The 26,328-nt window shown below is 44.7% G+C and carries 21 protein-coding genes; 20 read left to right on the plus strand and 1 reads right to left on the minus strand.

Features of this window, described 5'->3' with window-relative positions:
• Positions 1-256: 256 nt before the first annotated feature.
• Positions 257-700: an RbsD/FucU family protein gene (locus tag ACTNEW_RS12640; protein WP_441061587.1), complete on the minus strand. Its 444-nt coding sequence runs from the start codon at positions 698-700 to the stop codon at positions 257-259.
• 431 nt (positions 701-1,131) lie between these two features.
• Here ACTNEW_RS12640 and ACTNEW_RS12645 point away from each other — a divergent pair, with 431 nt between their 5' ends.
• The 20 genes from ACTNEW_RS12645 (at position 1,132) to ACTNEW_RS12740 (ending at position 26,241) form a co-directional block, all read left to right on the plus strand.
• Positions 1,132-1,983, plus strand: a complete 852-nt coding sequence (locus ACTNEW_RS12645; protein WP_441061590.1) for a class II fructose-bisphosphate aldolase — start codon at positions 1,132-1,134, stop codon at positions 1,981-1,983.
• 26 nt (positions 1,984-2,009) lie between these two features.
• Complete coding sequence (locus ACTNEW_RS12650) at positions 2,010-3,032, plus strand: LacI family DNA-binding transcriptional regulator (protein ID WP_441061593.1); 1,023 nt, start codon at positions 2,010-2,012, stop codon at positions 3,030-3,032.
• Positions 3,025-4,536, plus strand: coding sequence for a xylulokinase (gene xylB, locus ACTNEW_RS12655; RefSeq protein WP_441061596.1), 1,512 nt, complete (start codon positions 3,025-3,027; stop codon positions 4,534-4,536). The genes ACTNEW_RS12650 and xylB overlap by 8 nt, the downstream gene beginning before the upstream one ends.
• Before the next feature lie 140 nt (positions 4,537-4,676).
• Positions 4,677-5,726 carry a galactitol-1-phosphate 5-dehydrogenase gene (locus ACTNEW_RS12660; protein WP_441061599.1) on the plus strand — a complete coding sequence of 350 codons (1,050 nt, stop codon included), beginning with the start codon at positions 4,677-4,679 and terminating at the stop codon, positions 5,724-5,726.
• A gap of 13 nt (positions 5,727-5,739) precedes the next feature.
• On the plus strand, positions 5,740-6,672 hold the full coding sequence (gene pfkB, locus ACTNEW_RS12665) for a 1-phosphofructokinase (protein ID WP_441061602.1): 933 nt from the start codon (positions 5,740-5,742) through the stop codon (positions 6,670-6,672).
• Positions 6,673-6,742: 70 nt separating this feature from the next.
• A complete protein-coding gene (locus ACTNEW_RS12670; protein ID WP_441061604.1) occupies positions 6,743-7,753 on the plus strand; it encodes an aldo/keto reductase in 1,011 nt (336 codons plus the stop codon).
• A 371-nt stretch (positions 7,754-8,124) separates the two neighbouring features.
• On the plus strand, positions 8,125-9,744 hold the full coding sequence (locus ACTNEW_RS12675; protein WP_441061606.1) for a response regulator: 1,620 nt from the start codon (positions 8,125-8,127) through the stop codon (positions 9,742-9,744).
• A gap of 62 nt (positions 9,745-9,806) precedes the next feature.
• Entirely contained in the window at positions 9,807-11,540 is a 1,734-nt protein-coding gene (locus ACTNEW_RS12680; protein WP_441061608.1) for a cache domain-containing sensor histidine kinase, read from the plus strand.
• The gene (locus ACTNEW_RS12685; protein WP_441061610.1) at positions 11,527-12,519 is read left to right on the plus strand and encodes a substrate-binding domain-containing protein; all 993 of its coding nucleotides are present in this window, start codon (positions 11,527-11,529) and stop codon (positions 12,517-12,519) included. The genes ACTNEW_RS12680 and ACTNEW_RS12685 overlap by 14 nt, the downstream gene beginning before the upstream one ends.
• A gap of 150 nt (positions 12,520-12,669) precedes the next feature.
• Positions 12,670-13,647, plus strand: a complete 978-nt coding sequence (locus ACTNEW_RS12690) for an ABC transporter permease (protein ID WP_441061613.1) — start codon at positions 12,670-12,672, stop codon at positions 13,645-13,647.
• Positions 13,648-13,667: 20 nt separating this feature from the next.
• Positions 13,668-15,179, plus strand: a complete 1,512-nt coding sequence (locus ACTNEW_RS12695) for a sugar ABC transporter ATP-binding protein (protein ID WP_441061616.1) — start codon at positions 13,668-13,670, stop codon at positions 15,177-15,179.
• Between the two features lie 11 nt (positions 15,180-15,190).
• Positions 15,191-16,168 carry an ABC transporter permease gene (locus ACTNEW_RS12700; protein ID WP_441061618.1) on the plus strand — a complete coding sequence of 326 codons (978 nt, stop codon included), beginning with the start codon at positions 15,191-15,193 and terminating at the stop codon, positions 16,166-16,168.
• Between the two features lie 73 nt (positions 16,169-16,241).
• Positions 16,242-17,360: a substrate-binding domain-containing protein gene (locus ACTNEW_RS12705; protein WP_441061621.1), complete on the plus strand. Its 1,119-nt coding sequence runs from the start codon at positions 16,242-16,244 to the stop codon at positions 17,358-17,360.
• 153 nt (positions 17,361-17,513) lie between these two features.
• Positions 17,514-18,890: a sedoheptulokinase gene (locus ACTNEW_RS12710; RefSeq protein WP_441061624.1), complete on the plus strand. Its 1,377-nt coding sequence runs from the start codon at positions 17,514-17,516 to the stop codon at positions 18,888-18,890.
• Between the two features lie 192 nt (positions 18,891-19,082).
• Positions 19,083-20,489 carry a rhamnulokinase gene (rhaB, locus tag ACTNEW_RS12715; protein WP_441061626.1) on the plus strand — a complete coding sequence of 469 codons (1,407 nt, stop codon included), beginning with the start codon at positions 19,083-19,085 and terminating at the stop codon, positions 20,487-20,489.
• 120 nt (positions 20,490-20,609) lie between these two features.
• On the plus strand, positions 20,610-21,869 hold the full coding sequence (locus ACTNEW_RS12720) for an L-rhamnose isomerase (protein ID WP_441061629.1): 1,260 nt from the start codon (positions 20,610-20,612) through the stop codon (positions 21,867-21,869).
• 336 nt (positions 21,870-22,205) lie between these two features.
• On the plus strand, positions 22,206-23,123 hold the full coding sequence (locus ACTNEW_RS12725; protein ID WP_441061632.1) for an ABC transporter permease: 918 nt from the start codon (positions 22,206-22,208) through the stop codon (positions 23,121-23,123).
• 13 nt (positions 23,124-23,136) lie between these two features.
• Complete coding sequence (locus tag ACTNEW_RS12730) at positions 23,137-24,177, plus strand: ABC transporter permease (protein ID WP_441061635.1); 1,041 nt, start codon at positions 23,137-23,139, stop codon at positions 24,175-24,177.
• A 16-nt stretch (positions 24,178-24,193) separates the two neighbouring features.
• Positions 24,194-25,189, plus strand: a complete 996-nt coding sequence (locus ACTNEW_RS12735; RefSeq protein WP_441061638.1) for an ABC transporter ATP-binding protein — start codon at positions 24,194-24,196, stop codon at positions 25,187-25,189.
• Positions 25,189-26,241 (plus strand): ABC transporter ATP-binding protein, encoded by a 1,053-nt coding sequence (locus tag ACTNEW_RS12740; protein WP_441061641.1) that lies wholly within the window; start codon positions 25,189-25,191, stop codon positions 26,239-26,241. Before ACTNEW_RS12735 ends, ACTNEW_RS12740 begins: the two co-directional genes overlap by 1 nt.
• Positions 26,242-26,328: the final 87 nt, after the last annotated feature.

Genomic DNA, 26,328 nt, shown 5'->3' on the forward strand with positions numbered 1-26,328 from the left:
GTTTTTCACATCACACTTCACAGTGTTTCGCACTGAACCAAAGTTCCGGAGAAAACCATACGCATAGTAAAACTCGAAGAATTCTCACATACAGTTGCTGAACTAAAGCCTTCTTTAATTAACAAAAACTCACTTTGATTTTCAGGCATATACATAACAATTTCATAATCCGGCACAAAAACGAAAGCGCCATTGCCTCCGCAGAACCCCTTCTGCCGGAACCAACAGCGCCTTAAAACACCCCATATAAAAAAACTTATCCGTTAATTACAACACCCTTCTGCAGCATAACATTTGCATAAAGAGCCTTTTCGCTTGTAGAAATAATGCAGTAAGCAGTTTTTGCTTCATCATAGAATGCAAAACGCTCGATATTACCAACTGCTGCAGCACCACGCTCATCATGTTTGGCAATAATCTCTTTATAGGTATCCCAGATCGGAGTCTCTACATTATCACCAGGCATTACTTCCATCAGATTCACAGGATGCTCTACATAAGTATCCAGAGGGAATAACTGAAGGATCGCATCCAGAATTTCCGGAACACCATGTCCATCGCAGCGGATCGTGATTGCATTCTTGCCCATGGATTCTACCGGGAAATTGCCGTCTGCAATAACAAGACGGTCACTATGTCCCATTTCACACAAAACCTTTAATAATTCAGGGGATAAAATTTCAGGAATTCCTTTTAACATATTCATTTCTCCTTTCATTTCAGCAGCAGCGTATGTCCGCTGTGACTGATTTTCCATAACGTACGAAGCAGAATCTCTTTTTCGCTACTCTATACCATAACTTGATTTTGGAATGAAAACAAGGCAATATTTTCCGGGAAATGATGAAATTTTTATGGTTGACAGGAAGATAGGGATGAGGTAATATGAAATTAAACAGAAACGTTTCGGTTTCTGAGACAACATAGTGCGTACACATGAAAAAAGGATTGCCAGAGAATAGAAAATGTACAATCCGGTGCTCCAGATCGGAGAAATCAGATCTGATTAGTATAATCCACGTTAGTGTTGATTATACGAGACACAATGATATCAGGTTCATACAAAACAATCAAAAAACAGGATGATATCAGGCACATACAAAACAATCACAGAACAGGGAGGAAAAAATTATGCCATTAGTTACATCGAAAGAAATGTTATTAAACGCTCAGAAAGGCGGCTATGCAGTTGGTGCATTTAATGCAGAGAATATGGAGATGGTTAAAGCCATCATTCAGGCTGCGGAAGAATTGAAAGCTCCGGTCATGATCCAGACAACTCCATCAACAATCAAATATGGAACACTGGAAACGTACTCCGCAATCGTAGCAGCAGAAGCAGCAAAAGCGACAGTACCGGTATGTCTGCACCTGGATCATGGCAGCAGTTTTGAACTGGCTATGCAGGCGATGAAAGCAGGATATACTTCTGTTATGATCGACGGTTCCAAACTGGATCTTGAGGGAAATATGGAAGTCAGCAAAAAAGTAGCAGATGTTGCTGCAGCAATGGGAATTCCATGTGAGGCGGAACTTGGAAAAGTCGGCGGTAAAGAAGATGATCTGGAAGCCGAGGCAGATACTAATACAGATCCGCAGGAAGCAAAAGAATTTGTTGAGCGTACAGGAGTAACTTCTCTTGCAGTAGCAATTGGAACAGCACATGGATTTTATGTGGGAACTCCGGTTCTGGACAAGGAACGTCTCAGTGAAATCAGAGAAGTGGTAGATATTCCGCTGGTTCTTCACGGTGCATCCGGTCTTACCGACGAAGATGTCCGTGACTGTGTAAAACGGGGTATCTGTAAAGTGAATTTTGCAACAGAACTTCGTGCTGCATATACCAAAGCAGTGAAAGAGCTTCTGGAAGAAAAACCAGATACGATTGATCCGAAAGCATATGGAAAAGCCGGTATTGCAGCAGTCAAAGAACTGGTAATGAGCCGTATGAAAGTCTGCGGATGTGACGGAAAAGCAGAATAATAAGAAAACAGCAGATACGAGGTGAGGTGATTTTTACGGCTGCAACGATGAAAGATATCGCCAAACGTACCGGGCTTGGACTGGCTACGATTTCTTCCTATTTTAATGGAGGAAATGTAAGAGAGAAGAATCGCATAAAAATCGAAGAAGCTATTGAAGAACTTCACTATGAAGTTAATGAGGTCGCAAGAGGATTGAAGACCAATGCGACAAAGACCATCGGTGTTGTCATTCCAGAACTGAATAACGTGTTCTGCTCGGAAATTATCACTGGAATGGAAGATATTCTGCGAAGTCATGGTTACGCTACCATTATCTGTGACTGCCGGACAGACAGAACTCTGGAAAAAGAAGCTGTGGATTTTCTGACCCGCAAACGAGTAGATGGAATTGTGAATATGCCGGTGGATATTACAGGAAGCCATCTGACAGAATTTCAGGATAAAGGCAGACCGGTTGTACTGATTGACCGTAAAATTCAGGGTATGGAGTGTGACAGTGTTCTGGTAGACAATCAAAAAGCTGCTCACGACGCTGTGGAACTGCTTTTGAAGAACGGACACAGGAATATTGGAATCGTGTGCGGACCGAGAGATGTATTTACTGCCCGGGAACGCATGAAAGGATATTATGCCGCTCATGAGGAAACCGGAATTGCGGTACGGGAATCGTTGATCTATCACGGGGATTATACGATTCAGAGCGGGGCTCGCGCTCTGGAAACACTTGTGGATCGAAACAAAGATATGACTGCTGTTTTTGTTACGAATTATGAAATGACCATGGGGGCTGTGATCGGACTGAATGAACTGGGGATTTCCATTCCGGGACAAATGTCGGTCATCGGTTTTGATAATCTGCAGTTTGCCCGGGCATGCAGCCCGAAACTCACGATTGTATCGCAGCCTACACAGGAAATCGGCAGAGAAGTGGCAAGAATCCTTCTGAAACATCTGGAAGACGGAGAAACAGCAATAACCACCGAAAAACTGCAGACAGAAATGATCATGGGCAGATCCGTGGTGAAATATGGAGGAATATATGAATAAACCGTATTTATTAGGCATTGATATCGGTACCAGTGCCTGCAAAGTGGCAGTGTTTGACCGGGAAGGTCATGTGGTTGCTGCTGCGACAGGCGACTATCCGGTGTATTACCCGAAGGAGGGGTGGGCGGAACAGAATCCTGAGGAATGGTGGACGGCAGTCTGCCATGCGATTGGTAAAACTCTGGACAGCGGGAAAATCTGTCCGGACCAGATTGCAGGAGTAGGAATTGACGGACAGAGCTGGTCTGCGATTGCAATTGACAAAGAGGGCCATGTATTGACCAATACACCGATCTGGATGGATACCAGAGCGCAGTCCATCTGTGACCGCCTGAACAATGAAATAGGAGCCGATGAAATTTTTGCGCTGGCAGGGAATTCCCTTCAGCCCTCATATACGACTGCAAAGATTCTCTGGTATCAGGAAAACCTGCCGGATGTATATAAAAAAATTGACAAAATCCTGCAGTCCAACAGTTATATTGCCTATAAACTGACAGGGGCTGTGACTCAGGATGTATCGCAGGGATACGGACTTCACTGCTTTGATATGAGAAATGGATGCTGGAATGAAGAGATGAGCAGAAAGCTTGGAATTCCCATGGATTTTCTGCCGGATATTGTTCCATGTGATCAGGTTGTCGGAACTGTTACGAAAAAAGCCGCACAGGAATGCGGCCTTGCAGAAGGAACTCCGGTGGTTGCAGGAGGCCTGGATGCTGCCTGCGGTACACTGGGAGCCGGAGTGATTCATCCGGGAGAAACGCAGGAACAGGGCGGTCAGGCCGGAGGAATGAGTATCTGCATGGATACCTACAAAGCGGATCCAAGATTGATCCTGGGATATCATGTGGTTCCCGGACAGTGGCTGCTGCAGGGAGGAACTACCGGCGGCGGTGGTGTCATGCGCTGGTTTGAAAGAGAATTTGCCGGTTATGAGCGGGAAATGCAGAAACAGAACGGGAAATCTTCTCTTGTTCAGCTGAATGAGATTGCCGAAGAAGTCGCACCGGGAAGTGAGGGAGTGGTTTTTCTTCCTTATATGGCGGGCGAGCGTTCCCCGATCTGGAACCCGGATGCCAAAGGCGTATTTTATGGACTGGATTTTTCCAAAACCAAAGGTCATATGGTCCGGGCATGTATGGAAGGGGTTGCTTTTTCCCTGAGACACAATCTGGAAGTGGCAGAGGAGGCAGGTGCAGAGGCAGAGGTACTTCGTGCCATGGGAGGTTCCGCAAATTCTCTGCTGTGGACACAGATTAAATCCGATATTACCGGAAAACCGATCGTGGTTCCGTCTTCTGATACGGCAACCACCCTGGGAGCGGCTATCCTTGCAGGTGTTGGTGTAGGATTTTATAAAGATTATGAAGAGGCGGTTTCGCTGACTGTAAAAACTACAAGAGAACATCATCCGAATCCGGAAAACAGAGAAGTCTATGATCAGAATTATCAGACCTATCTGAAGGTGTATGAATCTTTGAAAAACCTGATGAAGAGATAAAACGTGTGTTTTCAGGAATGATGAAGATGCAACAGGTATATTTTCAAAATGCATAAAAGAAATAAAAACGTGTGCTTTTGAAATGACCTAAAAATAAAAGTTGAAAAACAGAAGTCTTTCAAAAAAGGAGGAACTGACAAATGAAAGCAGCAGTAGTTGTAGCTAATGAGGATGTACAGTATCTGGATGTGGAAGAACCACAGGTAAAACCGGGGTATGTCAAAGTAAAAGTAAAGGCATCCGGAATCTGCGGATCGGATATCCCGCGTGTGTTGCATAACGGCGTGCATTTTTATCCAATTGTACTGGGACATGAATTTTCCGGAGATGTAGTAGAGGTAGGGGAAGGCGTTACCAAGACAAAAGTCGGCGACCGTGTTTCCGGTGCACCTCTTCTTCCGTGCATGAAATGTGATGACTGCCAGAACGGAAATTATTCTTTATGCAAGCATTATAGTTTCATTGGTTCCAGAGAGCAAGGAAGCAATGCGGATTATGTGGTTCTTCCGGAAAAAAATGTAGTACCGTTTGATGCATCCGTTCCTTATGAACAGGGAGCAATGTTTGAGCCGTCTACCGTTGCTCTTCATGGCCTGCTTCAGAATGACTATCAGGGAGGACAGTATGTTGCCATTCTCGGCGGTGGCACCATCGGTATGTTTACTATGCAGTGGGCAAAAATTTTCGGCTCCAGAAAAGTTGTTGTTTTTGATATCAGCGAGGAACGTCTTGCTCTGGCAAAACGTCTGGGTGCGGATGAAGTGATCAACACAACCAAAGAAGATTTTATGAAGACTGCTATGGACATTACCGGCGGTAAAGGTTATGGATATGTTTTTGAGACCGCAGGACAGGTGCCGACTATGCATATGGCATTTGAACTGGCTGCCAATAAAGCGCATGTATGTTTTATCGGAACACCGCATGTAGACCTTTCCTTTACACCAAAGCAGTGGGAAAATATGAACCGCAAGGAATTCAAACTTACCGGTTCCTGGATGTCCTACAGTGCACCATTCCCGGGAAAAGAATGGGAACTTACCGCACATTATTTTGCAACAGGGCAGCTGAAATTTGATCCGGATCTGATCTACAAAAAGATACCGATGAGTCAGGCGCAGGAAGCATTCCAGCTGTACAAGACACCGGGACTTGTAAAGGGCAAGATCCTGCTTGTGAACGAAGATTAGGAGAATGCGGGAAATGATACTGACAGTAACGTTAAATGCGGCAATTGATAAGCGCTATGTGGTGGAAGGCTATAAGGTCGGCGAGGTAAACCGGGTCAAAGAATGTGCCTATGTACCTGGCGGAAAAGGATTGAATGTTTCCAAACCTGCCGCAATCTATGGCGCGGAAGTGGTTGCTACGGGATTTGTGGGCGGTCATGCAGGCAATTATATTGAAGAAAAACTGCTGCCGTTTCATATTAAGAGTGATTTTTATCATGTAGAAGCAGAAAGCCGTTCGTGCATTAACATCTGGGATGAAGTGAACCATGTGCAGACGGAATTTCTGGAGCCTGGCTTTACACTGACACCGGAGGATTTTGCCGGATTTACAGAGAAATTTCAGGGGCTTGTACAAAAAGCGGATGTGGTGGCAATGTCCGGAAGCGTACCAAAAGGACTGGACGGAACCGCCTACCAGAAACTGGTAAAAATCGTAAAAGACGCAGGGAAACCGGTGATTCTGGATACCAGCGGCAAACTGCTGGAAATGGGAATCGAATCCTGCCCGACGATGATTAAGCCGAACATTGATGAGATTCGTATGCTGACCGGAACATCCTGCGATAATCTGGAAGAGATTATTGAGGCTGCTAAAGCTATACATGAGAAAGGCATTGAGATCGTTGCCGTTTCTCTGGGCGGGGATGGTTCCATTGTAGTGTGTGGCGAAGGTGTTTTTCAGGCGAAAGTTCCGAAAATTGATGCAGTGAATACGGTTGGATGCGGTGATTCCATGATTGCCGGATTTGCGCTTGGAATCAGTGAAAAACTGCCGATGGAGGAAATCCTGCGAAAGGCCAGTGCAATTTCTGCTGCAGCAGCCATGAGAGAAGAGACCGGATTTTTTGTAAAGAAAGATATGGAAGAAATTCTGCCGAAAGTACAGATTATCAGGCTGGACTGAAAAAGCTTCAGAAGATAATAAAAATAACTATTTATAAAATAACCATTTATATTGAAGGAGGAAATGAACAATGACATTTATTGATCCGTCTACAGTACCACAGAGAACCCTGTATACAGGGGTAAAAATGCCAGCAGTGGGAATGGGAACCTTTGGAAGTGACCATGCAGATCCGGATGCAGTATCTGCTTCCGTTGCAGGTGCCATCCGTGTTGGATACCGTTCCTTTGACTGTGCAGCCTGCTATGGAAATGAAGATCAGATTGGAAAGGTTTTCCAGGATGCTTTTGCGGAAGGCATTGTAAAAAGAGAAGAGCTTTTTATTGCATCCAAGGTATGGAACGACATGCACGGTGATGGAGATGTTCTTCTGGCATGTGCGAAAACTCTGAAAGACCTGAAGCTGGATTATCTGGATATGTACTATGTACACTGGCCATTCCCGAACTACCATGCACCGCACTGTGACGTGGATTCCCGTAATCCGGATTCCAAGCCGTTTACGGTAGAACGTTTTATGAAGACCTGGAGACAGATGGAACGCCTTGTGGATATGGGACTTACAAAACACATCGGTATGTCAAACATGACCATTCCGAAACTGGAAGCAGTTCTTCCACTGTGCAGAATCCAGCCGGCAGCTATTGAGATGGAACTTCATCCATGCTTCCAGCAGCCGGAGCTGTTTGATTACTGCCGTGCACATAATATTGAAGTGGTAGGCTTCTGCCCGATCGGTTCTCCGGAACGTCCGGAACGTGACAAAATGCCGGAAGATATTGCGGATATCGAACTTCCGGAACTGAAAAAAATCGCAGAGGCTCATGGAGTCCATCCGGCAGTTGTCTGCATCAAGTGGGCAGTTCAGAGAGGCCAGACTCCGATTCCATTCTCCCTGAAAGAAAAGAATTATACCAAGAATCTTCAGTGTGTGACAGAAGATCCGCTGACAGAGGAAGAAATGGAAATCATCAAATCACTGGATAAAAACAACCGCCTGATCAAAGGCCATGTATTCCTGTGGGAAGGTGCCAACGACTGGCATGATCTCTGGGACGAAGATGGAGTGATCGTGAAATAATAAGAGGGGACTTGTCGGTTAAGGACGTTTTTAAGTCTTTCATCAATAAGCAGGAATCTTCTTCAGAATCCGGTGCTTTTTGGCATCTGGTTTTCTGCAGGAGATTTCTGTTTTTTTACATTACAGGAAAGTGCTTTGTATTTTCCTGTGATATAGATAAAGATTACAGGAGTGTGCTTTGCATTTTCCTGTGATATAGCAAAATTACAGGAGCGTTCTCTGTATTTTTCTGCAATATAAGAAACTGCTTCATGAAACGACAATTGTAAAAATTGCTGAAACATGATAACATAAAAGAATAGATGCCGTATTTTTGAAAGAATAGAATAGTGTGCGGCTTTTAAGAAAAATGAACGGAGAAGGCAGAATTTATGTATCGTATTTTACTTGTGGATGATGAGATTCTTGTGCGTGATGCGATTAGGGAAAATATTGACTGGGCCGGCATGGACTGTGAACTTGTGGGGGACTGCCAGAACGGGCAGGAAGCAGCAGAGTTTGTAAACAAGCACCCGGTTGATATTGTATTAACGGATATCTGTATGCCTTATATGGACGGCATGGAACTGAGTCATTTTCTGCACGATAACTATCCGGATATTGTGATTGTGATCTTCAGCGGATTCGGGGAATTTGAGTATGCCAAAAAAGCAATTCAGTATAATGTAAGCGAATATCTTCTGAAACCGATCACAGCCATGGAACTGACTGCTGTGATCGGTCGGATGAAAGAAAAAGTAGACCAGCGTCAGAAAGAAAAACGGAAACTGGAAAATCTCACAAAAGCCTCCGAGAATTACCGCAAAAATGCGCAGATCATCCGCTCCAAGGCGATTGAAGCACTTGTTGGCTGTTCACAGGATGTAAATGAGAGTCTTGCGCAGCTGAAAAATATGGGAATCGAACTTGTCGGTCCCAATTACAGAGTGGCGGTGTTTGACATTGACCTTTACTCGGATATGTATAAAGTGGATGTGGAAAAGCGGCAAGAGAGCGCCCTGATGGCATTTGTCCTTTATAATATCAGCAATGAGATCGCTGAGAGGGAATCCGCAGGAATTGCTTATCAGGAAGGCAGCAACCGTGTGTGTATTCTGTTTCAGGGAGTGCGGACACGGGATTCGAACAATAAAATCCGCAGTATCTGCAGAGAAATCCAGCAGAAAGTAAAAGAAGTGATCGGAATCGAAGTTTCCATGGGAATCGGCGGATGGGTGAGAAACCTGGAAGATCTGATACTTTCTCATGACGTGGCTGCCAAAGCAATACAGTATCGTTATCTGCTGGGTGGCAGCCTCCTTCTGGATATGGAAGAGAAAAAACCGAACAGAGAAATCTCTCTGTATGATACTTTGGAACAGCTTACAGACAGTTTGAAAACCGGCAAAAAAGAAACGATGGAACTATGCCTGTCGCGGATGGAGCAGGAAATTAAAGATGCACTTGTGGAAAAAAGCCGTGCATGCATGTATCTGCAGCAGATTGTCCGTGCAGTCGGAAGTGCCAGTGAGTCTTTACAGACAGAGCGGGAGGAGCCGCTCCGGGGAAGTGAGACTCTGCTGCGCAATGTGACAGAGCAGAGTACGTTTCAGCAGGCCATCGGTCTGGTCAAGGAATATGCGGAAGAAGTATTTGAGAAACTGTCCAGTCTGAACAGCTCTAGCGGCCAGCGTCAGGCCAGTCTTGCACTGGATTATATACAGAATAATTACATGGATCCCAATCTGAGTCTGAACAGTATCTGTTCTTATTTAAGTATCAGTACCAGTTATTTCAGTACGATATTCAAGGAAGTAACAGGCGAGACCTTTATGGAAGTACTGATTCGCACCCGTATGGATAAGGCAAGAGAGCTTTTGGAAAATACAACCCTCAAAAACTATGAGATCGCAGAAAAAGTAGGATTTTCCGATCCCCATTACTTCGGAATCTCGTTCAAAAAGATCACCGGAAAAACTCCTACCGAGTATGCCAGGGAGTATCGTAAATGACAGGCAAAAAAGAATATGGACGGATTCTGGGAAAGTTTAAAAGTATACAGAGTTCGATATTTATGGCAATATCAGTACTGGTTCTCTGTGCGGTCGTTATTGTAACCGCTGTTTCCATGAGATATACCCGTTCTTCTATTTTTGAGAATTCCGTTGTATACACAAAAACAATCATACAGCAGATGACCCAGAATATCGATTCCTATATTGATTACATGGATAATATTGCGCTGATGGTTTCGGAGAGTGATGATGTACAGAATTTTCTTTTTTCGGACAATGACAGTTCGGAATTCAGAAAGAGGCTTTCGAGTCAGTACTCCACAATTCTTAACAGCCGTAACGATATCCGTAATCTGGGTGTCCTCTGCGTGGGCGGCAAATATCTGGTGAATGAAGGAACGCAGACTCTGAATCCTTATCTGGATATTGAGGGACAGGAGTGGTATCAGAAGGCAATGTCCAGTGAGGGAGCATCCAGCCTGACATCTTCTCATGTGCAGCATGTGATCCAGGGGGAAAGGCCGTGGGTCATTACACTGAGCCGCAGGATTCCGAATAATCTGGACAATGGGAAGGACAGAGACGGTATTTTCTTTATTGATCTGAATTACAGCGCAATCAGTGGATTGTGTGATAACAACAGCATCGGGGAAAAAGGTTATATCTTTATCGTGGATGAGAATGGAAATATTGTTTATCATCCGCAGCAGCAGCAGCTTTACAATGAATTGCAGACAGAGAATATTGATATTGTCATGAATGCGGATTCTGATACGGTGATTACCGACAACAGTGATAATGGAAAACTTTATACCATTTCCAGATCAGAAAAAACAGGATGGACGGTTGTCGGGTGCATGAATGTGGGAGAACTGATGAAGAACAGCAGACAGGCGCAGAGTATTTATATTCTGATGGCAGCTGCGCTTGTGGTCATTGCATTATTGATCTCGAATCTGATTGCAAGAAATATCACACTTCCGATCCAGCGCCTGCGTGATTCCATGGCAAAAGTTCAGGAAGGAGATTTTGAGACTGCTGATGTGGAAGTAGTTTCTGAGAATGAGATCGGGAGCCTGACAACCTCCTTTAATGTAATGACACACCGGATCCAGGAGCTGATGGAGCAGAATATCTATGAACAGAAAGAAAAGAGAAAGAGTGAGCTGAAAGCTCTTCAGTCACAGATCAATCCGCATTTTCTGTATAATACGCTGGATTCCATCATCTGGATGGCGGAAGGCAAAAAGAATGAAGAAGTGGTGCTGATGACTGCTTCTCTGGCACGCCTTCTCCGTCAGAGTATCAGTAATGAGGATGAACTGGTTTCTGTCGGGCAGGAAGTGGAATATGCCAGAAGTTATCTCACGATTCAGAAAATGCGCTACAAAGACAAGCTGGAATTTCAGATTGATGTTGCTCCCGAGATCAGCAAAGTCATGATCATTAAACTGGTTCTTCAGCCGATCATTGAAAATGCCATTTATCATGGATTGAAATACAAAGAGAGCCGGGGGCTTCTGATCGTTCACGGTTATGCGGAAAATGACCGTGCAGTCCTGGAGATCATTGATAACGGAGTCGGTATGGATCAGCAGACTCTGGATCATATTTTTGAAAGACACAAAGTGAATTATAACTCCAATGGAGTCGGAGTCTATAATGTGCAGAAACGGCTTCAGCTGTATTATGGAAGTGACTTTGGAATTACCTATCGAAGCCGTGTAGGCGAAGGAACTATGGCAACCATTACGATTCCTATGAACCAGGAGGGCGCCCATGAGACAACATAAAAAAAGAATGATGATTCTGGGAATCGTGATTGCTGCGCTCGCTCTGTTTCTGGGACTGCGTTTCTCGGACTGCCGCAGCAAAAATCAGAACTGGTCCCTTGTCTATATCCCAAAAACAATCGATAAAACCAACGATTTCTGGACATCTCTGATCGCAGGGGTGAATATGGCGGCAAAAGAATATGGTGTTTCTGTGGAGATTATGGGGCCAGACAGAGAACAGGATGTAGAACGGCAGAATGAACTTCTGGCTCAGGCCATTGAGATGAAACCGGATGCACTGATGATCTCACCGTCCAGTTTTACAGAATCAGAGGAACTTCTGAGAACTGCGAAAGAGAAGGGAATCCCTGTGGTCTACATCGATTCCTATACGAAAGATGAAATTCAGGATCTGACTGTCGCAACGGACAATCTGGAAGCCGGTAGAAAACTGGGCGAGTATGCGGCAAAGCTTCTGGATGATGACAGCCGGATCGCGGTGGTATGCCATGTAAAAGGAGTTTCAACCGCCCTGGAGCGCGAGCAGGGATTCCGTGAGGGACTCGGGGATAAATCAGAGAATATTGCGGAAGTGGTCTACTGTGATTCCATGTATGAAAAATCCTATCGACTGACAATGGAACTTCTGGGAAAATATCCGGATCTGGAACTGATCGCAGGTCTGAATGAATATTCTTCTGTTGGAGCAGCCCGGGCAATCAGAGATTCCGGTCTGGAAGGCAGGGTAAAAGTGGTCGGTATCGACAGTTCGCAGGAGGCTGTAGAACTGATGGAGCAGGGAGTCTTCCAGTGCCTGGTTCTTCAGAAAGCGTTCAAAATGGGATATCTTGGACTGAAAGAAACTGTGAAAATGCTCAAAGGAGAACATGTGGAAAAAAATATTGATTCCGGATCCGAAGTAGTGACTCCCGAAAATATGTATACCAGTGAAAACGAGAAGCTTCTGTTTCCATTTGACAGCAATGGATGGGAGTAAATCGCTTCTGTATGAAAAAGGTTAAAAATTTACGGTATCGTAAATTTTTAACCTTTTTCTAGAAGAATTTCCATTTTCATCAGAAGAATAAAAAGTTATTATTATTAAGACAAAACACGAGAGTGTAAAAAAAGATAGGGAGGGAAAAAATTGGAAAAGCTGAAACATAATCCAATCGTAAAAAAGCTCGGACTTAACAGAATCCTGTTGGTGGGGATTCTGATTCTTATGTTCGTGGTTTTCAGAGCCGCACTGGGAAGTAAATTCCCGATTGCCGACAGTATCAAATCCACATTGAACTATGTGTATTTCCTGGGCTTTTTGTCACTCGGCGTTACATTTGTAATTGCTACCGGAGGAATTGATTTCTCCATCGGACCGGTAATGTTCTGCTGTGCACTGATTTCCGGTTACTGCATGACCAGCTACGGTGTTCCATGCATCTTATCTATGGTAATCTGTATTCTGGTTGGTACCTGCTTCGGAATCTTTAACGGATGGCTCGTATCCTATATGTCGGTACCGGCATTTATCGTATCCATGGCATCCATGAACATTGCAAAAGGTCTTGCATCAGTATTTACCAAGACCCAGTCTGTAAGCTGGCCGTTAGGTAATGACCCTGAGAATGGATGGTTCAGAAACATTGTTTCCTACAACGGATTTCCGGTAGGTCTTGTGATTTTTCTGGCAGTTGCTGTTCTCTGCGGTGTTGTTCTTTATCGTACCAGACCGGGACGTTATATCCTTTGCCTTGGTTCCAACAGTGAGGCGGTTCGTCTTTCCGGTGTTAACACGAAGAAATGGCGTATGCTTGCATACATCATCTGCGGACTGATGGCAGGAATCGCAGCTCTGTTCTTCGTAGCTACCTATACAACGGTTCAGCCGGGATATGGTGACCAGTACAACAACGAGGCTATTGCAGGCTGCGTTATGGGCGGTACATCCATGGCAGGCGGACTTGCATCCATCGGCGGCACAGTGATCGGTGTATGTATCATTTCTCTTTTACAGCAGGGCATCATGGCCTTTGGTCTTGGAAAGGGACAGCAGATGATCATTACCGGTATCATCGTAATCGTAGCAGTTTATGCCGATGTTTCTGCAAGACGCAGAAAGAATTAATGTGAAGGGAGGATGCAGCAATGAGTGAAGTTATTTTGACAATGAAAGACATTGATAAGTCCTTTCCTGGAGTTCATGCTTTGGATCACGTTAATTTCGAGGTGAAACGCGGTGAAGTGCATGCTCTTATGGGAGAAAATGGTGCCGGAAAATCTACACTGATGAAGGTTCTGACCGGTATTTACCAGAAGGACTCCGGTTCCATTACCTACAAAGGCAAAGAAGTGGAATTCCACAACACAAGAGAAGCGCAGGATGCAGGTGTTGTAATCGTACATCAGGAATTAAATATGGTGGGTGACCTTACCGTCGCTCAGAACATTTTCATCGGACGTGAGCCGAAGAAGGGCTTCCGCATTGATGATAAGAAAATGATCGAGGATTCCAAGAAACTTTTCAGAGAGCTGAATATTGATATTGACCCGAAAGAGAAGATGCATAATCTTACTGTTGGTAAACAGCAGATGTGCGAGATCGCAAAAGCGATTTCTCATAAGGCGGAGGTTATTATCTTTGATGAGCCTTCTGCAGCTCTGACAGAGAAAGAAATTGCTGACCTGTTTGTCATCATCCGTGACCTTCGTGAAAAGGGACTGGGAATTGTCTATATTTCACATCGTATGGATGAGATCAAGGTTATCACAGACCGTGTAACTGTTATGCGAGACGGTGGTTATGTAGGAACTCTGGTTACCGCTGAGAGCTCCAAGGAAGATATCATCAATATGATGGTTGGCCGTGTTATTTACGAAGATCCGAAACAGCACAGCATGGTTGCTCCGGACGCTCCTGTTGTTCTTAAGGTAGAACATCTGAATGCAGGCAAGATGGTTCAGGATGTCAGCTTTGAACTTCGCAGAGGAGAGATTCTCGGTTTCTCCGGACTGATGGGTGCCGGACGTACAGAGACAGCCAGAGCCCTGTTTGGCGCAGATCCGAAACAGAGCGGAAAGATTTCTGTTATGGGAAAAGACGGTCAGCTTCATGAAGTAACCATCAACAGCCCGCAGGATGCTGTGAAATATGGTATCGGTTATCTTTCAGAGGACAGAAGAAGATACGGATGTGTCGTACAGAAGTCCTGTATTGAAAATACAACTCTGGCTACTATGGAAGAGTTTACAAGTGGTCTTCTGATCAACTCAGCCAAAGAGAAAGAAGTAACCGAGAGATACATTAAGGAACTTGCAACAAAGACACCTACTGCAGATCAGCTTGTTGTAAATCTTTCCGGTGGTAACCAGCAGAAAGTGGTTATTGCCAAGTGGCTTACAAGAAACAGTGATATTCTGATCTTCGATGAGCCTACCAGAGGTATCGACGTTGGTGCCAAGAACGAAATTTATAAATTAATGAACAAACTGGCAGCTGAGGGTAAATCAATTATCATGATTTCTTCAGAGATGACAGAAGTTCTCCGTATGAGTGACCGAATCATCATTATGTGTGAGGGTAAAGTTACAGGAAATATTGATATTTCCGAAGCAACCCAGGAAAACATTATGAACAAGGCTACACGAAATATCGATTAAGGAGGACAGTCATGACTAAGAAGAAAAAAAGTATTTTAAGTGATCAGAGATTTATTGTTTTGTTAGTTGTTATTGCATTGACAGCAGTATTCTCAGTGATGAGTAAAGAGTTCAGACAGTATAATACTCTTCTGAGCCTTCTGGATTTTTCCTACTATGACCTTCTGATGGCAATCGGTGTTACGTTTCCGCTTATTACAGCCGGTGTAGACCTGTCAATCGGAACAGGAATGGTTTGTTACGCACTGATCGGCGGAACTCTGATCAGAAGCTACGGATGTCCTGTTATTGTTGCAATGCTGGTATGTGTGCTGCTGGGCGTTCTGTTCGGTGCAATCAACGGCAGCCTGATTGGTATTATGAATCTTCCGCCATTCCTGGCTACTCTTTGTACCTGTATGATTACCCGTGGTATCGGTTCTTTGTGCAGTGCAACTCCATGGCCGGGACTTACACAGGAAGGCGGCTGGTTCCATTCTATCTATAAGCTTACCATCGGTTCAGGAAGAAGTGCTGACCGTTATCCGATTGGTTTCCTTTGGATGGTTCTTATGGTTCTTCTGATGGAATTCGTTCTGAACCATACGAAATTTGGTCGTTATACGATCGCTATCGGTTCCAACAAAGAAGCAGCAGCTCTTTCCGGAATCAATGTAAAGTTCTATCATGTAATGGTATATGTTGTCTGCGGTCTGTTTGTAGGTCTTGCAGCAACTGCATATGCAGCAGTTACTCCTACTGTACAGCCGGGTACCGGTGCAGGTCTTGAAATGGATGCCATCGGCGGTGTATTTGTAGGTGGTGTTGCAGCATCCGGCGGATATGGATCCATTCTTGGAACCTTCGTAGGTATTTATGTAATCATGCTTTTGAAGACCGGTCTTCCCTATATTGGTCTTCAGGCTAACTGGCAGCAGATTATCACAGGTATCGTTCTGATCGTTGCGGTCCTGATCGATATTCTCAAAGAGAAAAAGGGAATGCAGTAAATTTTATTAAGATATGTGAAACGGCGAACGTTTTTACATAAACAAAGCTATATAATAAAAGGAGGAAAACAAAATGACAATGAAAAAAGTGATCGCACTGGGAATCAGTACAGCAATGGTGGCAGGTATGGCCGTTACACCAGTATTTGCAGCAGAGGATCCTACCGCACAGTTTGAGGGACTGACAGCTAATGAAGCTTACGAATTCCCGATGATGGTAAAATCTTTCCAGTCTACATATTGGGAAGCAGCTATGAAAGGTATGGAAATGGCTGCTGAAGAACTTGGCGTTACTTTCAAAGCACAGGGACCGAACAGCGAATCTGATATCGCTGACCAGGTAAACATGATCAACACAGCAATCGGAACAAGCCCGGCTGGTCTTGGTCTTGCAGCATGTGATACTTCTTCTGTACTGGAAGCTCTTCAGACATGTGCAGACAAAGGTATCCCGGTAGTTACATTTGATACCGGTGTTGCTGATGCTCCGGAAGGCTCCGTAGTAGCAGAAGTTTGTACAGATAATGCACAGGCTGGTGCTGTTGCAGCTGAAAATATGTATGCAGCAATCAAAGATGTTATCGCAAACGCAGAAGGACAGGTTATCATCGGTGAAATCAACCAGGATGCAACCGCTCTGAATATTCAGCAGCGTGGCGGCGGATTCATTGACAAGATGATCGAACTGCTTCAGGCAGATGGAAAAACTGTTGCAGTAGCTGGTAACGAATTCTATGTAAACGCAGCAACAACAGCAGATGCAGCAGAAGCAGATGCAGACGTTGTGATCCAGGTTGCAGTTCCGGCACAGACAACTGTAGAGCTTTGCTCCACAGAAGCTCAGGCTATCCTTTCCAAAGAAAACTGCATCGCTATCTTCGGTTCCAACCAGACAGCAGCAGAAGGTGTTCTTGCAGCTAACGCAAACCTGAACGTTCTTGGTTCTGACGCAGCAGCAGGCGATGTAATCGGTGTTGGTTTCGATGCTGGTTCTATCATTAAAGCAGCTGTACAGGATGGCACATTCCTTGGTGCAGTTACACAGTCTCCTCTGATGATGGGCTACTATGCAATCTATGCTCTTACAGCAGCTGCAAACGGACAGGAAGTTTCTGACGTTCCTACAGATGGTTACTGGTATGATGCAACAAATATCGAAGACGAGACAATCGCTCCGAACCTGTATGACTAATCTGTAAAAAAACTAATTTTGTACTGACATGAACGAAAGTTTCTCTACGCAGATAGAGTGATTTAACCATGGAGGGTCGTACACCGGGAACAGGTGTGCGGCCTTCTTTGGTATACGGATGAATGGGAAAAAGATGGCAGGGGGAATACACAAATGTCTGTAATGGGAATTGATATTGGAACAACAACGATCAGTGTGATTATGATGGATGACGAGACCGGAAAGCTTCTGGACAGTCTGACGATTCCTCATAAATCGTTTTTGAAAGGATATCCCGCATACAGTAAGGTTCAGGATCCGCAGGTTATATGGAAACTGACAGAGCAGGCAGCAGCAGAACTGATCAGCAGAAATGGTGTGCCGAAATGTATTGGAATGACCGGTCAGATGCATGGATTTCTGTATGTAGACCAAAAGGGTGAGGCAGTAAGTCCTCTTTATACATGGCAGGATGGAAGCGGAAACGAGTTTCTTCCGGATGGCAGGACAAGTGTGGAGATTCTCCAGAGTGCTGCAGGATCGGCTGCGTCCGGGTACGGCCTGATTACACATTATTATCTGCAGAAAAAAGGACTTGTTCCGGAGAACGCCCGAAAGATGGTAACCATCAGTGACTATATTGCCATGAAACTGTGCGGAGGATGCGATCCGTTTATTGCAGGGGATATGGCTGCAAGCTGGGGATGCTTTGATCTGGAGCTGGGAGATTTCTGCAGACAGGAACTGGAAGAACAGGAATTGGATCTTTCTGTTTTGCCGGAGATTCTATCCGGACATCCGGTTGTGGGAGTTACTTCTGGAGTGTTCCCGAAAAACATTCCGGTAATCGCTTCTCTTGGTGATAACCAGGCAAGTGTGATTGGCTCCGTAAAGGATCTGTCAAATACGGTTCTGATTAATATCGGTACAGGAAGTCAGGTCTCTTTTGGTACAGAACGATATGTAGATGCTCATGGTTCCATTGAACTTCGTCCATGTACGGGCAGGCATTTTTTGATGGTGGGTTCCGGACTCTGCGGAGGAAGAGCCTATGCCATGCTGGAAAAATTTTACCGGGAAGTTTCCGGTACAGAGGATTCCAAAGAGATGTATCGCAGGATGGAACAGCAGGCCCGTGAATTTATGGATGCCTATGGAAAAGAAGCAGCATGGAAAATCAGGACGGTTTTTTCCGGAACAAGAAGCAATCCCGGAGAAAGAGGCAGCATTTCCTCCATCAGTGTGGAAAACTTTTATCCGGGAGCCATGACTCTGGGGATGCTGCAGGGAATTCTGGGAGAATTAAAAGAAATGTACGGGGAGATGTGTTCCATAACAGGAACCAAAGCAGCAAATCTGGTGGGCTCCGGAAACGGACTCCGGCGCAATGCTCTGATGCGGGAACTTGCAGGAGACATCTTCCGTATGCCAGTGAAGATTCCCGTATGTACGGAAGAAGCCGCTTATGGAGCAGCACTCCAGGCACTTGTTTCTGCCGGTTTTGAGGATTCTCTGGAAGAGGCACAGAGAAAAATACAGTATGAATCATGAGAAGATAAGAAAGAACCGGATACATCCGGGAAATTATGATTGCAAATAAAGACACTTTTTTTGACAAACAAGGTTCTTCACTATTGATGAAAACTATAGTAATATGTTATTATCAAATATGAAAGAACTCACGTGAAAACAGCAATATGCACAAAAGTTTTACAAATCTTACATATTTAGGAGGGTTTTACAATGGCAACATACTATTTAGCAGTAGACATGGGAGCATCCAGCGGACGTCTGATTCTGGGACATATGGAAAATGGAAAAATGGAGCTGGAAGAAGTTCATCGTTTTGAAAACGGAATGGTAAAAAAAGACGGAGAACTCTGCTGGGAATTTGACCGCATTTTCAAAGAAATCATCATCGGTATGAAGAAATGTAAAGAAATGGACAAGATTCCGGTAAGTATGGGTGTAGATACCTGGGGTGTTGACTTTGTACTTCTTGACAAAGATGACAAGGTATTGGGAAATACTGTCGGATATCGTGATCATCGTACCGATGGTATGGATGAAGAAGTTTACAAGATTATTTCTCTGGAAGACCTGTATGCAAGAACCGGTATCCAGAAGGCAATCTTCAACACTGTTTATCAGCTGATGGCTGTTAAGAAAAAACATCCGGAATATCTGGAACAGGCAGAAACACTTCTTCATGTGCCGGATTATTTCCATTATCTTCTGACAGGTGAAAAAACCAACGAATATACAGAAGCTACCACAGGTCAGCTGGTAAATCCGCATACCAAGGAGTGGGATTACGAACTGATCGATATGCTCGGCTATCCGAGAAAGATTTTCCAGAAGCTGATCATGCCGGGTACTGTGATCGGACATCTCTCTGAAGAAGTTCAGAAGGAAGTAGGATTTGACCTGGAAGTAGTTGCACCTGCAACTCATGATACAGGATCTGCTGTACTGGCTGTACCGGCAAATGATGATGACTTTATCTACATCAGTTCCGGAACATGGTCCTTAATGGGGCTGGAAAGAGAAACTGCAGACTGCTCCAGAAAGAGCTGCGAAATGAACCTTACCAATGAAGGCGGTTATGCAGGAAGATTCCGTTATCTGAAGAATATCATGGGTCTCTGGATGATTCAGTCCGTACGTCATGAAGTCAACGATATGTACAGTTTTGCGGAAATCTGCTCCATGGCTGAAGAGGCCAAAGATTTCCCGTCCAGAGTAGATGCAAATGATGAATGCTTCCTTTCTCCGGAAAACATGACAGAAGAAGTCAAAGATTACTGCCGCAGAACAGGACAGCCGGTTCCGGAGACAATGGGTGAGATCGCAACTGTTATTTACACCAGCCTTGCAGAATGCTATGCGAAAACTGCAAAAGAACTGGAAGAAATGACAGGCAGAACCTACAGCCGTATTCATGTAGTAGGCGGCGGTTCCAATGCAGGCTATCTGAATGAACTGACAGCCAAAGCTACCGGCAAAGAAGTGCATGCAGGCCCTGGAGAAGCAACTGCAATCGGTAATATTACTGCCCAGATGCTGAAAGCCGGAGAATTCCATAGTATTGAAGAAGCACGTACCATGATTCATGAATCCTTTGGTATCAAGATTTACAAACCGGAATGATTCGGATTGACAGGAAATAACAGAAAAGCGGAGTGAAAAATATCTGCTTTTCTGTATAAACAGGAAAGCAGACTACATACATCTGCTTTCCTATATTCAAATGAACAGGAGGAAACAAGAATGACAGTTAAAGAAAGATACGAAGAAGCCAAAGCCAGATATGCAGCCATTGGCGTTGATACAGACAAGGCTGTGGAAATTCTGAAAAACGTTCCTGTTTCTCTGCATTGCTGGCAGGGAGACGACGTAAAGGGATTTGACCAGGATGGTCCTCTGACAGGCGGTATCCAGACTACCGGTAATTATCCGGGAAAAGCTACCACACCGGAACAGCTGATGGCAGATATGGACAAGGTAATGTCTCTTGCACCAGGTAAGAAAAAAATCAATGTTCATGCATGCTACGCTATTTTTGAGGATGGTGAGTGGGTCGACAGAGATAAACTGGAGCCGAAACATTTCAAAAAATGGGTAGAATTTGCAAAAGAAAGAGGTATGGGTCTTGATTTCAATCCGACTTTCTTCTCCAGCCCGAAGGTGAAAGATGGTCTGACTCTGTCAAGCCCGGATGAAGAAACCAGAAAATTCTGGATCGAACATGGCAAAGCCTGCATCCGTATTTCCCAGTATTTTGCTGAAGAGACCGGTATTCCATGTGTTATGAATATCTGGACCGGTGACGGATACAAAGATATTCCTGGCGACAGACTTGGACCGAGAATGCGTTATAAAGAATCCATCGAGGAAATCCTTTCCGAGCCGTTTGATACCAATCTTGTAAAACCGTGCGTAGAGTCCAAGGTTTTCGGTATCGGTGTAGAATCCTATACAGCAGGAAGCGCAGAATTTGCTCTTTCCTTCGCAGCAGCACACAAAGATAAATGCCTTCCTCTGATGGACAATGGTCATTATCATCCGACAGAAGTTGTTTCTGATAAGATTTCTTCTCTGCTGTGCTTCTTCCCGGAACTGGCTCTGCATGTAACACGTCCGGTTCGCTGGGATTCTGACCATGTAGTTCTCTTTGATGATGAGACAAGAGAAATTGCAAAAGAAATCGTAAGAAACGATGCTCTGGATCGTGTTTATATCGCACTGGATTACTTTGATGCAAGTATCAACCGTATTTCTGCATGGACAACCGGTCTGAGAAATATGCAGAAATCCCTGCTGTTCGCACTTCTTCAGCCGAACGCAGAAATGAAAGCACTTCAGGAGTCCAACAACCTGACCAAGCTGATGACCGTTCAGGAAGAAGTAAAGACCTTCCCGTTCGGAGATGTATGGGATTATTACTGCGAAGAATGCGGTGTGCCTGCAGGATTCCAGTGGTTTGAAGAAGTTGAGAAATACGAAGAGGAAGTACTTTCCAAGAGATAACAGTGAAGCCGTAATGGAACGGTTTTACTCTGAAACATCATAAGCCTTCTAACCTATCTTTATATACACATATTCACAGAAGCAGGAGCCTTATATACAGGCTCCTGTTTTACGTTAGAGGGCAGGCTGCGGAGAAATACCGAAAATAGTGAAATATGACGAAATTTGCAGATGATTTCTGAAATAGAGTTAAAACAGATTGACACACGAAAAAAAATTGTCTAAAATAAACACATTAGTTTTTTATTAAAGTAACACTTTACATTAACCGGACGTAGAGACTGATAGTCGTATACTGTCAGTTTTTTTAGGTCAAAAGAAAAAGGAGATTGTATTATGGCAAAGTATATTGCAAAACGCCTTGGGATGGCAGTAGTAACAATCTGGCTGGTTGCCACACTGACCTTTTTCCTGATGAATCTGGTTCCCGGCGGACCATTCTTGTCAGAAAAGGCAGTAAGCCCCAAAGCTTTGGAAGCTTTGGAAGCAAAGTATGGTCTGGACAAACCTCTGCATGAACAGTACATCACTTATATGAAGGATGCGCTTCATGGAGATTTTGGAGACAGTCTGAAACAGAGAGGACGTACCGTTTCCTCCATTATTACATCCAAATTCCCGGTCTCTGCCAAAATCGGCGGACTTGCCGTTCTGGTGGCATTTTTCGTGGGAGTACCGCTGGGATGTGTGTCGGCTCTGCACAGGGGAAAGGTGACAGATAATATTATCATAGTGATCGCCACCTGCGGAATTGCAGTCCCCAGTTTTGTGATCTGTACATTATTGATGTATACCCTGGGTGTCAAACTGGGATGGCTGCCTACTCTGGGACTGGGAACCTGGAAACATTATATTATGCCGATCATTGCACTGGCATTTTATCCGACTGCTTATATTACCCGTCTGATGCGTTCTTCCATGCTGGATGTACTGGGACAGGATTATATGCGTACCTCCAAAGCAAAAGGTTTAAGCCAGTTTGTATGTCTGTTCAAGCATGCGCTGAGGAATGCAATCCTTCCGGTTGTTACCTACCTGGGACCATTGCTGGCCTACACAGTATCAGGAAGCTTTATCGTTGAGAAAATCTTCTCTATTCCTGGTCTTGGAAGAGAATTTATCAGTTCCATTACAAACCGTGATTATACGGTTATCATGGGAACGACTATTTTCCTGGCAACACTGATGGTACTGATGAATGTTGTTGTGGATATTGTCTACAAACTGGTAGACCCGCGTATCAAACTGAAATAGGAGGAGAGGACAAATGAAAGAAAATCCGTTAAATATGCAGTTGGATTTGGATGATTTCCTGCCCGCTTCCGACGAAGAAAAAGAAAATCTTGTAGTCATGCGTGACAGCGTCAGCTTCTGGAAAGATGGTATGCGCCGTCTGCGCAAAAATAAAATTGCTATGGTCAGTCTGGCAGTGATTGTTCTGATCATGATCTGTGCGTTTATCGTACCGTCATTTTATCCGTATACTTATGAAGAGCAGATCAAAGGCAGTGAGAATCTGACACCGATGACGTATTCAGCAGCAGAGCTTGAAAGAAAAGAAGCAGGAGAGCATGTATTTCCGCATATTCTCGGTACAGACAAAATGGGACGTGACTATGCGATCCGTGTTATGATGGGAAGTCGTGTTTCCCTGATTGTCGGTCTGGTAGCTGCTGTGATCATTCTGGTAGTTGGTTCCGTATTTGGTTCCATTGCTGCATTCTGCGGCGGATGGGTGGATATTCTGATGATGCGAGTCGTGGATATCATTTATACCATACCGGATGTTCTTCTGATCGTACTGTTATCTTTTGCACTGAAAGATCCGCTGGAACGTCTTTCCACGGTTCCCGGATTCGGATGGATTCAGATACTGGGACGTAACCTGATCAGTATTTTCATCGTATTTGCGCTTCTGTACTGGGGTGGAATGGCCCGTATGGTCCGCAGCCAGATCCTGATGCTGAAAGAAAGTGAATATGTAACAGCAGCCAGAGCTCTTGGTGCATCTGCAGGCAGAATTATCAAAAAACATCTGCTTACCAACTGTATCGGAACTCTGATCGTAACAACAACACTGCAGATCCCGTCTTCTATTTTTACTGAGAGTTTCTTAAGCTTCCTGGGACTTGGTGTTGCCGTGCCGATGCCTTCTCTTGGAAGTCTTGCCAGTGATGCCATCAACGGTCTGAATACTTATCCGTACCTGTTGTTTATTCCGGCATTGCTGATCAGTCTGATCATTCTGAGCTTTAACCTGCTGGGAGATGGTCTTCGTGATGCATTTGACCCGAAGATGAAGAATTAGAGAGGAGACAAATCTGATGAGTGATTATTTGGTAAGTATTGAACATGAGAGACTCTCCTTCTTCACACCGGCAGGAGAAGTCAAGGCTTTGAATGATGTCACATTTCATATAAAAGAAGGAGAAGTTCTTGGTATTGTAGGTGAGAGTGGTTCCGGTAAATCGGTAACCGCCTACAGTCTGATGGGGCTGACTGCTCATCCCGGAAAGCTTCTGGGAGGAACTCTTGATTTTAACGGACACCGCATCAATGATATGACAGAAAAGGAGATGCGGAAAATCCGCGGAAAAGAAGTTTCCATTATTTTCCAGGATCCCATGACCAGTCTGAATCCGGTTTATACCATCGGTAATCAGATTCGGGAAGTGCTGAAACTGCATACCGATAAGAGCAAGGCGGAAATCCAGGCAAGAGCAGTGGAACTTCTGGAACTGGTAGGAATCAATGAGCCGCAGAAACGTCTGAAACAGTATCCGCATGAACTTTCCGGCGGTATGCGTCAGCGCATTATGATCGCAATCGCACTTGCATGTGAACCCAAGCTTCTGATCGCGGATGAACCGACGACAGCTCTGGATGTGACGATTCAGGCACAGATCCTGGAACTGATGATGGAACTGAAGGACAAACTGGGAATGGCGATCATGATGATCACTCATGACCTTGGCGTGGTTGCAAGTATGTGTGACCATATTGCGGTCATGTATGCTGGAAATATCGTGGAATATGGTACGACAGATGATATTTTCTATCGTCCGAAGCATGAATATACCAAGGGTCTGATCCGAAGCATCCCGAGAATGGACAGCAAAGAACATGAACGTCTGGTTCCCATCGAAGGAACACCGGTGGATATGCTGAATCCGCCGAAAGGATGTCCGTTTGCTTCAAGATGCGATAAATGTATGAAAATCTGTCTGAGAGAGAAAGCTCCGGTTATGCATTTCAGTGATGTTCATTATTCTTCATGCTGGATGAATCAGAAAGCGGAACTGGAAGGAGGAAATAAGTAATGAGTGATAAATTACTGAAGGTGGAACACCTCTACCAGTATTTTCCGGCAGGAGGATATGGTAAAAAGAAAAAATATGTACAGGCGGTCGATGATGTTTCCTTCTTTATCAACAAGGGAGAAACTCTTGGGCTGGTAGGAGAGTCCGGCTGCGGCAAGACAACGACCGGCCGTTCGATTCTCCGTCTTTACGAACCGACCAAAGGCCGTATTATCTACAATGACAAAGTGTTATTTGACAGCGGCAATGTTGCTCTGAAAGATGAAAACGGTAATGACATCATAGAACAGGGCAAACCGAAATTTGGTACAAAAACAGCTGTGGATATGAAACCCTACCGCCGGGAAATGCAGATTGTATTTCAGGATCCGTATGCAAGTCTGGACCCCCGAATGACGGTAGCGGATATCGTAGGAGAGGGCATTGATATTCATCATCTGGCTGCAAATAAGAAGGAGCGTTACGATAAGGTACAGCATCTTCTGGAGTGTGTGGGACTGAACTCCGAGCATGCCAACCGTTATCCCCACGAGTTTTCCGGAGGACAGCGTCAGCGTGTGGGAATTGCCCGTGCTCTGGCAGTAGACCCGAAATTCATTGTCTGTGATGAGCCGATTTCCGCACTGGACGTATCCATTCAGGCACAGGTGGTCAATATGTTTGAAGATCTTCAGGCAGAGATGGGACTGACCTATCTGTTCATTGCCCATGACCTTTCGGTAGTGAAACATATTTCCAACCGTATCGGTGTTATGTATCTTGGAAAACTGGTGGAACTGGCAGACAGTTATGAACTGATTTTCCACAATGTTCATCCATATACCAGAAGCCTGATTTCAGCGATTCCGATCGCAGATCCAGAAACTGCAAGAGCAAACAAGCGTATTGTCCTGGAAGGGGATGTTCCGAGTCCGCTGAATCCGCCATCCGGATGCCGTTTCCGCACCAGATGTCCGTACGCGACAGAACAGTGTGCGGCAGAAGTACCGCAGTGGCGTGAGGTCAGCAAAGGACATTATGCGGCCTGCCATAATCTGGACAAATTGAATTAAGTAAATGGGTATTTTGCCTATAATGATGACGGAGGATTTGTAAAAAACAGAAATCCGAACGTCAATCCGCACAAAAATATGGACAAA

This window comes from Blautia sp. HCP3S3_G3, assembly GCF_052063365.1.
Lineage (GTDB): Bacteria > Bacillota > Clostridia > Lachnospirales > Lachnospiraceae > Blautia_A.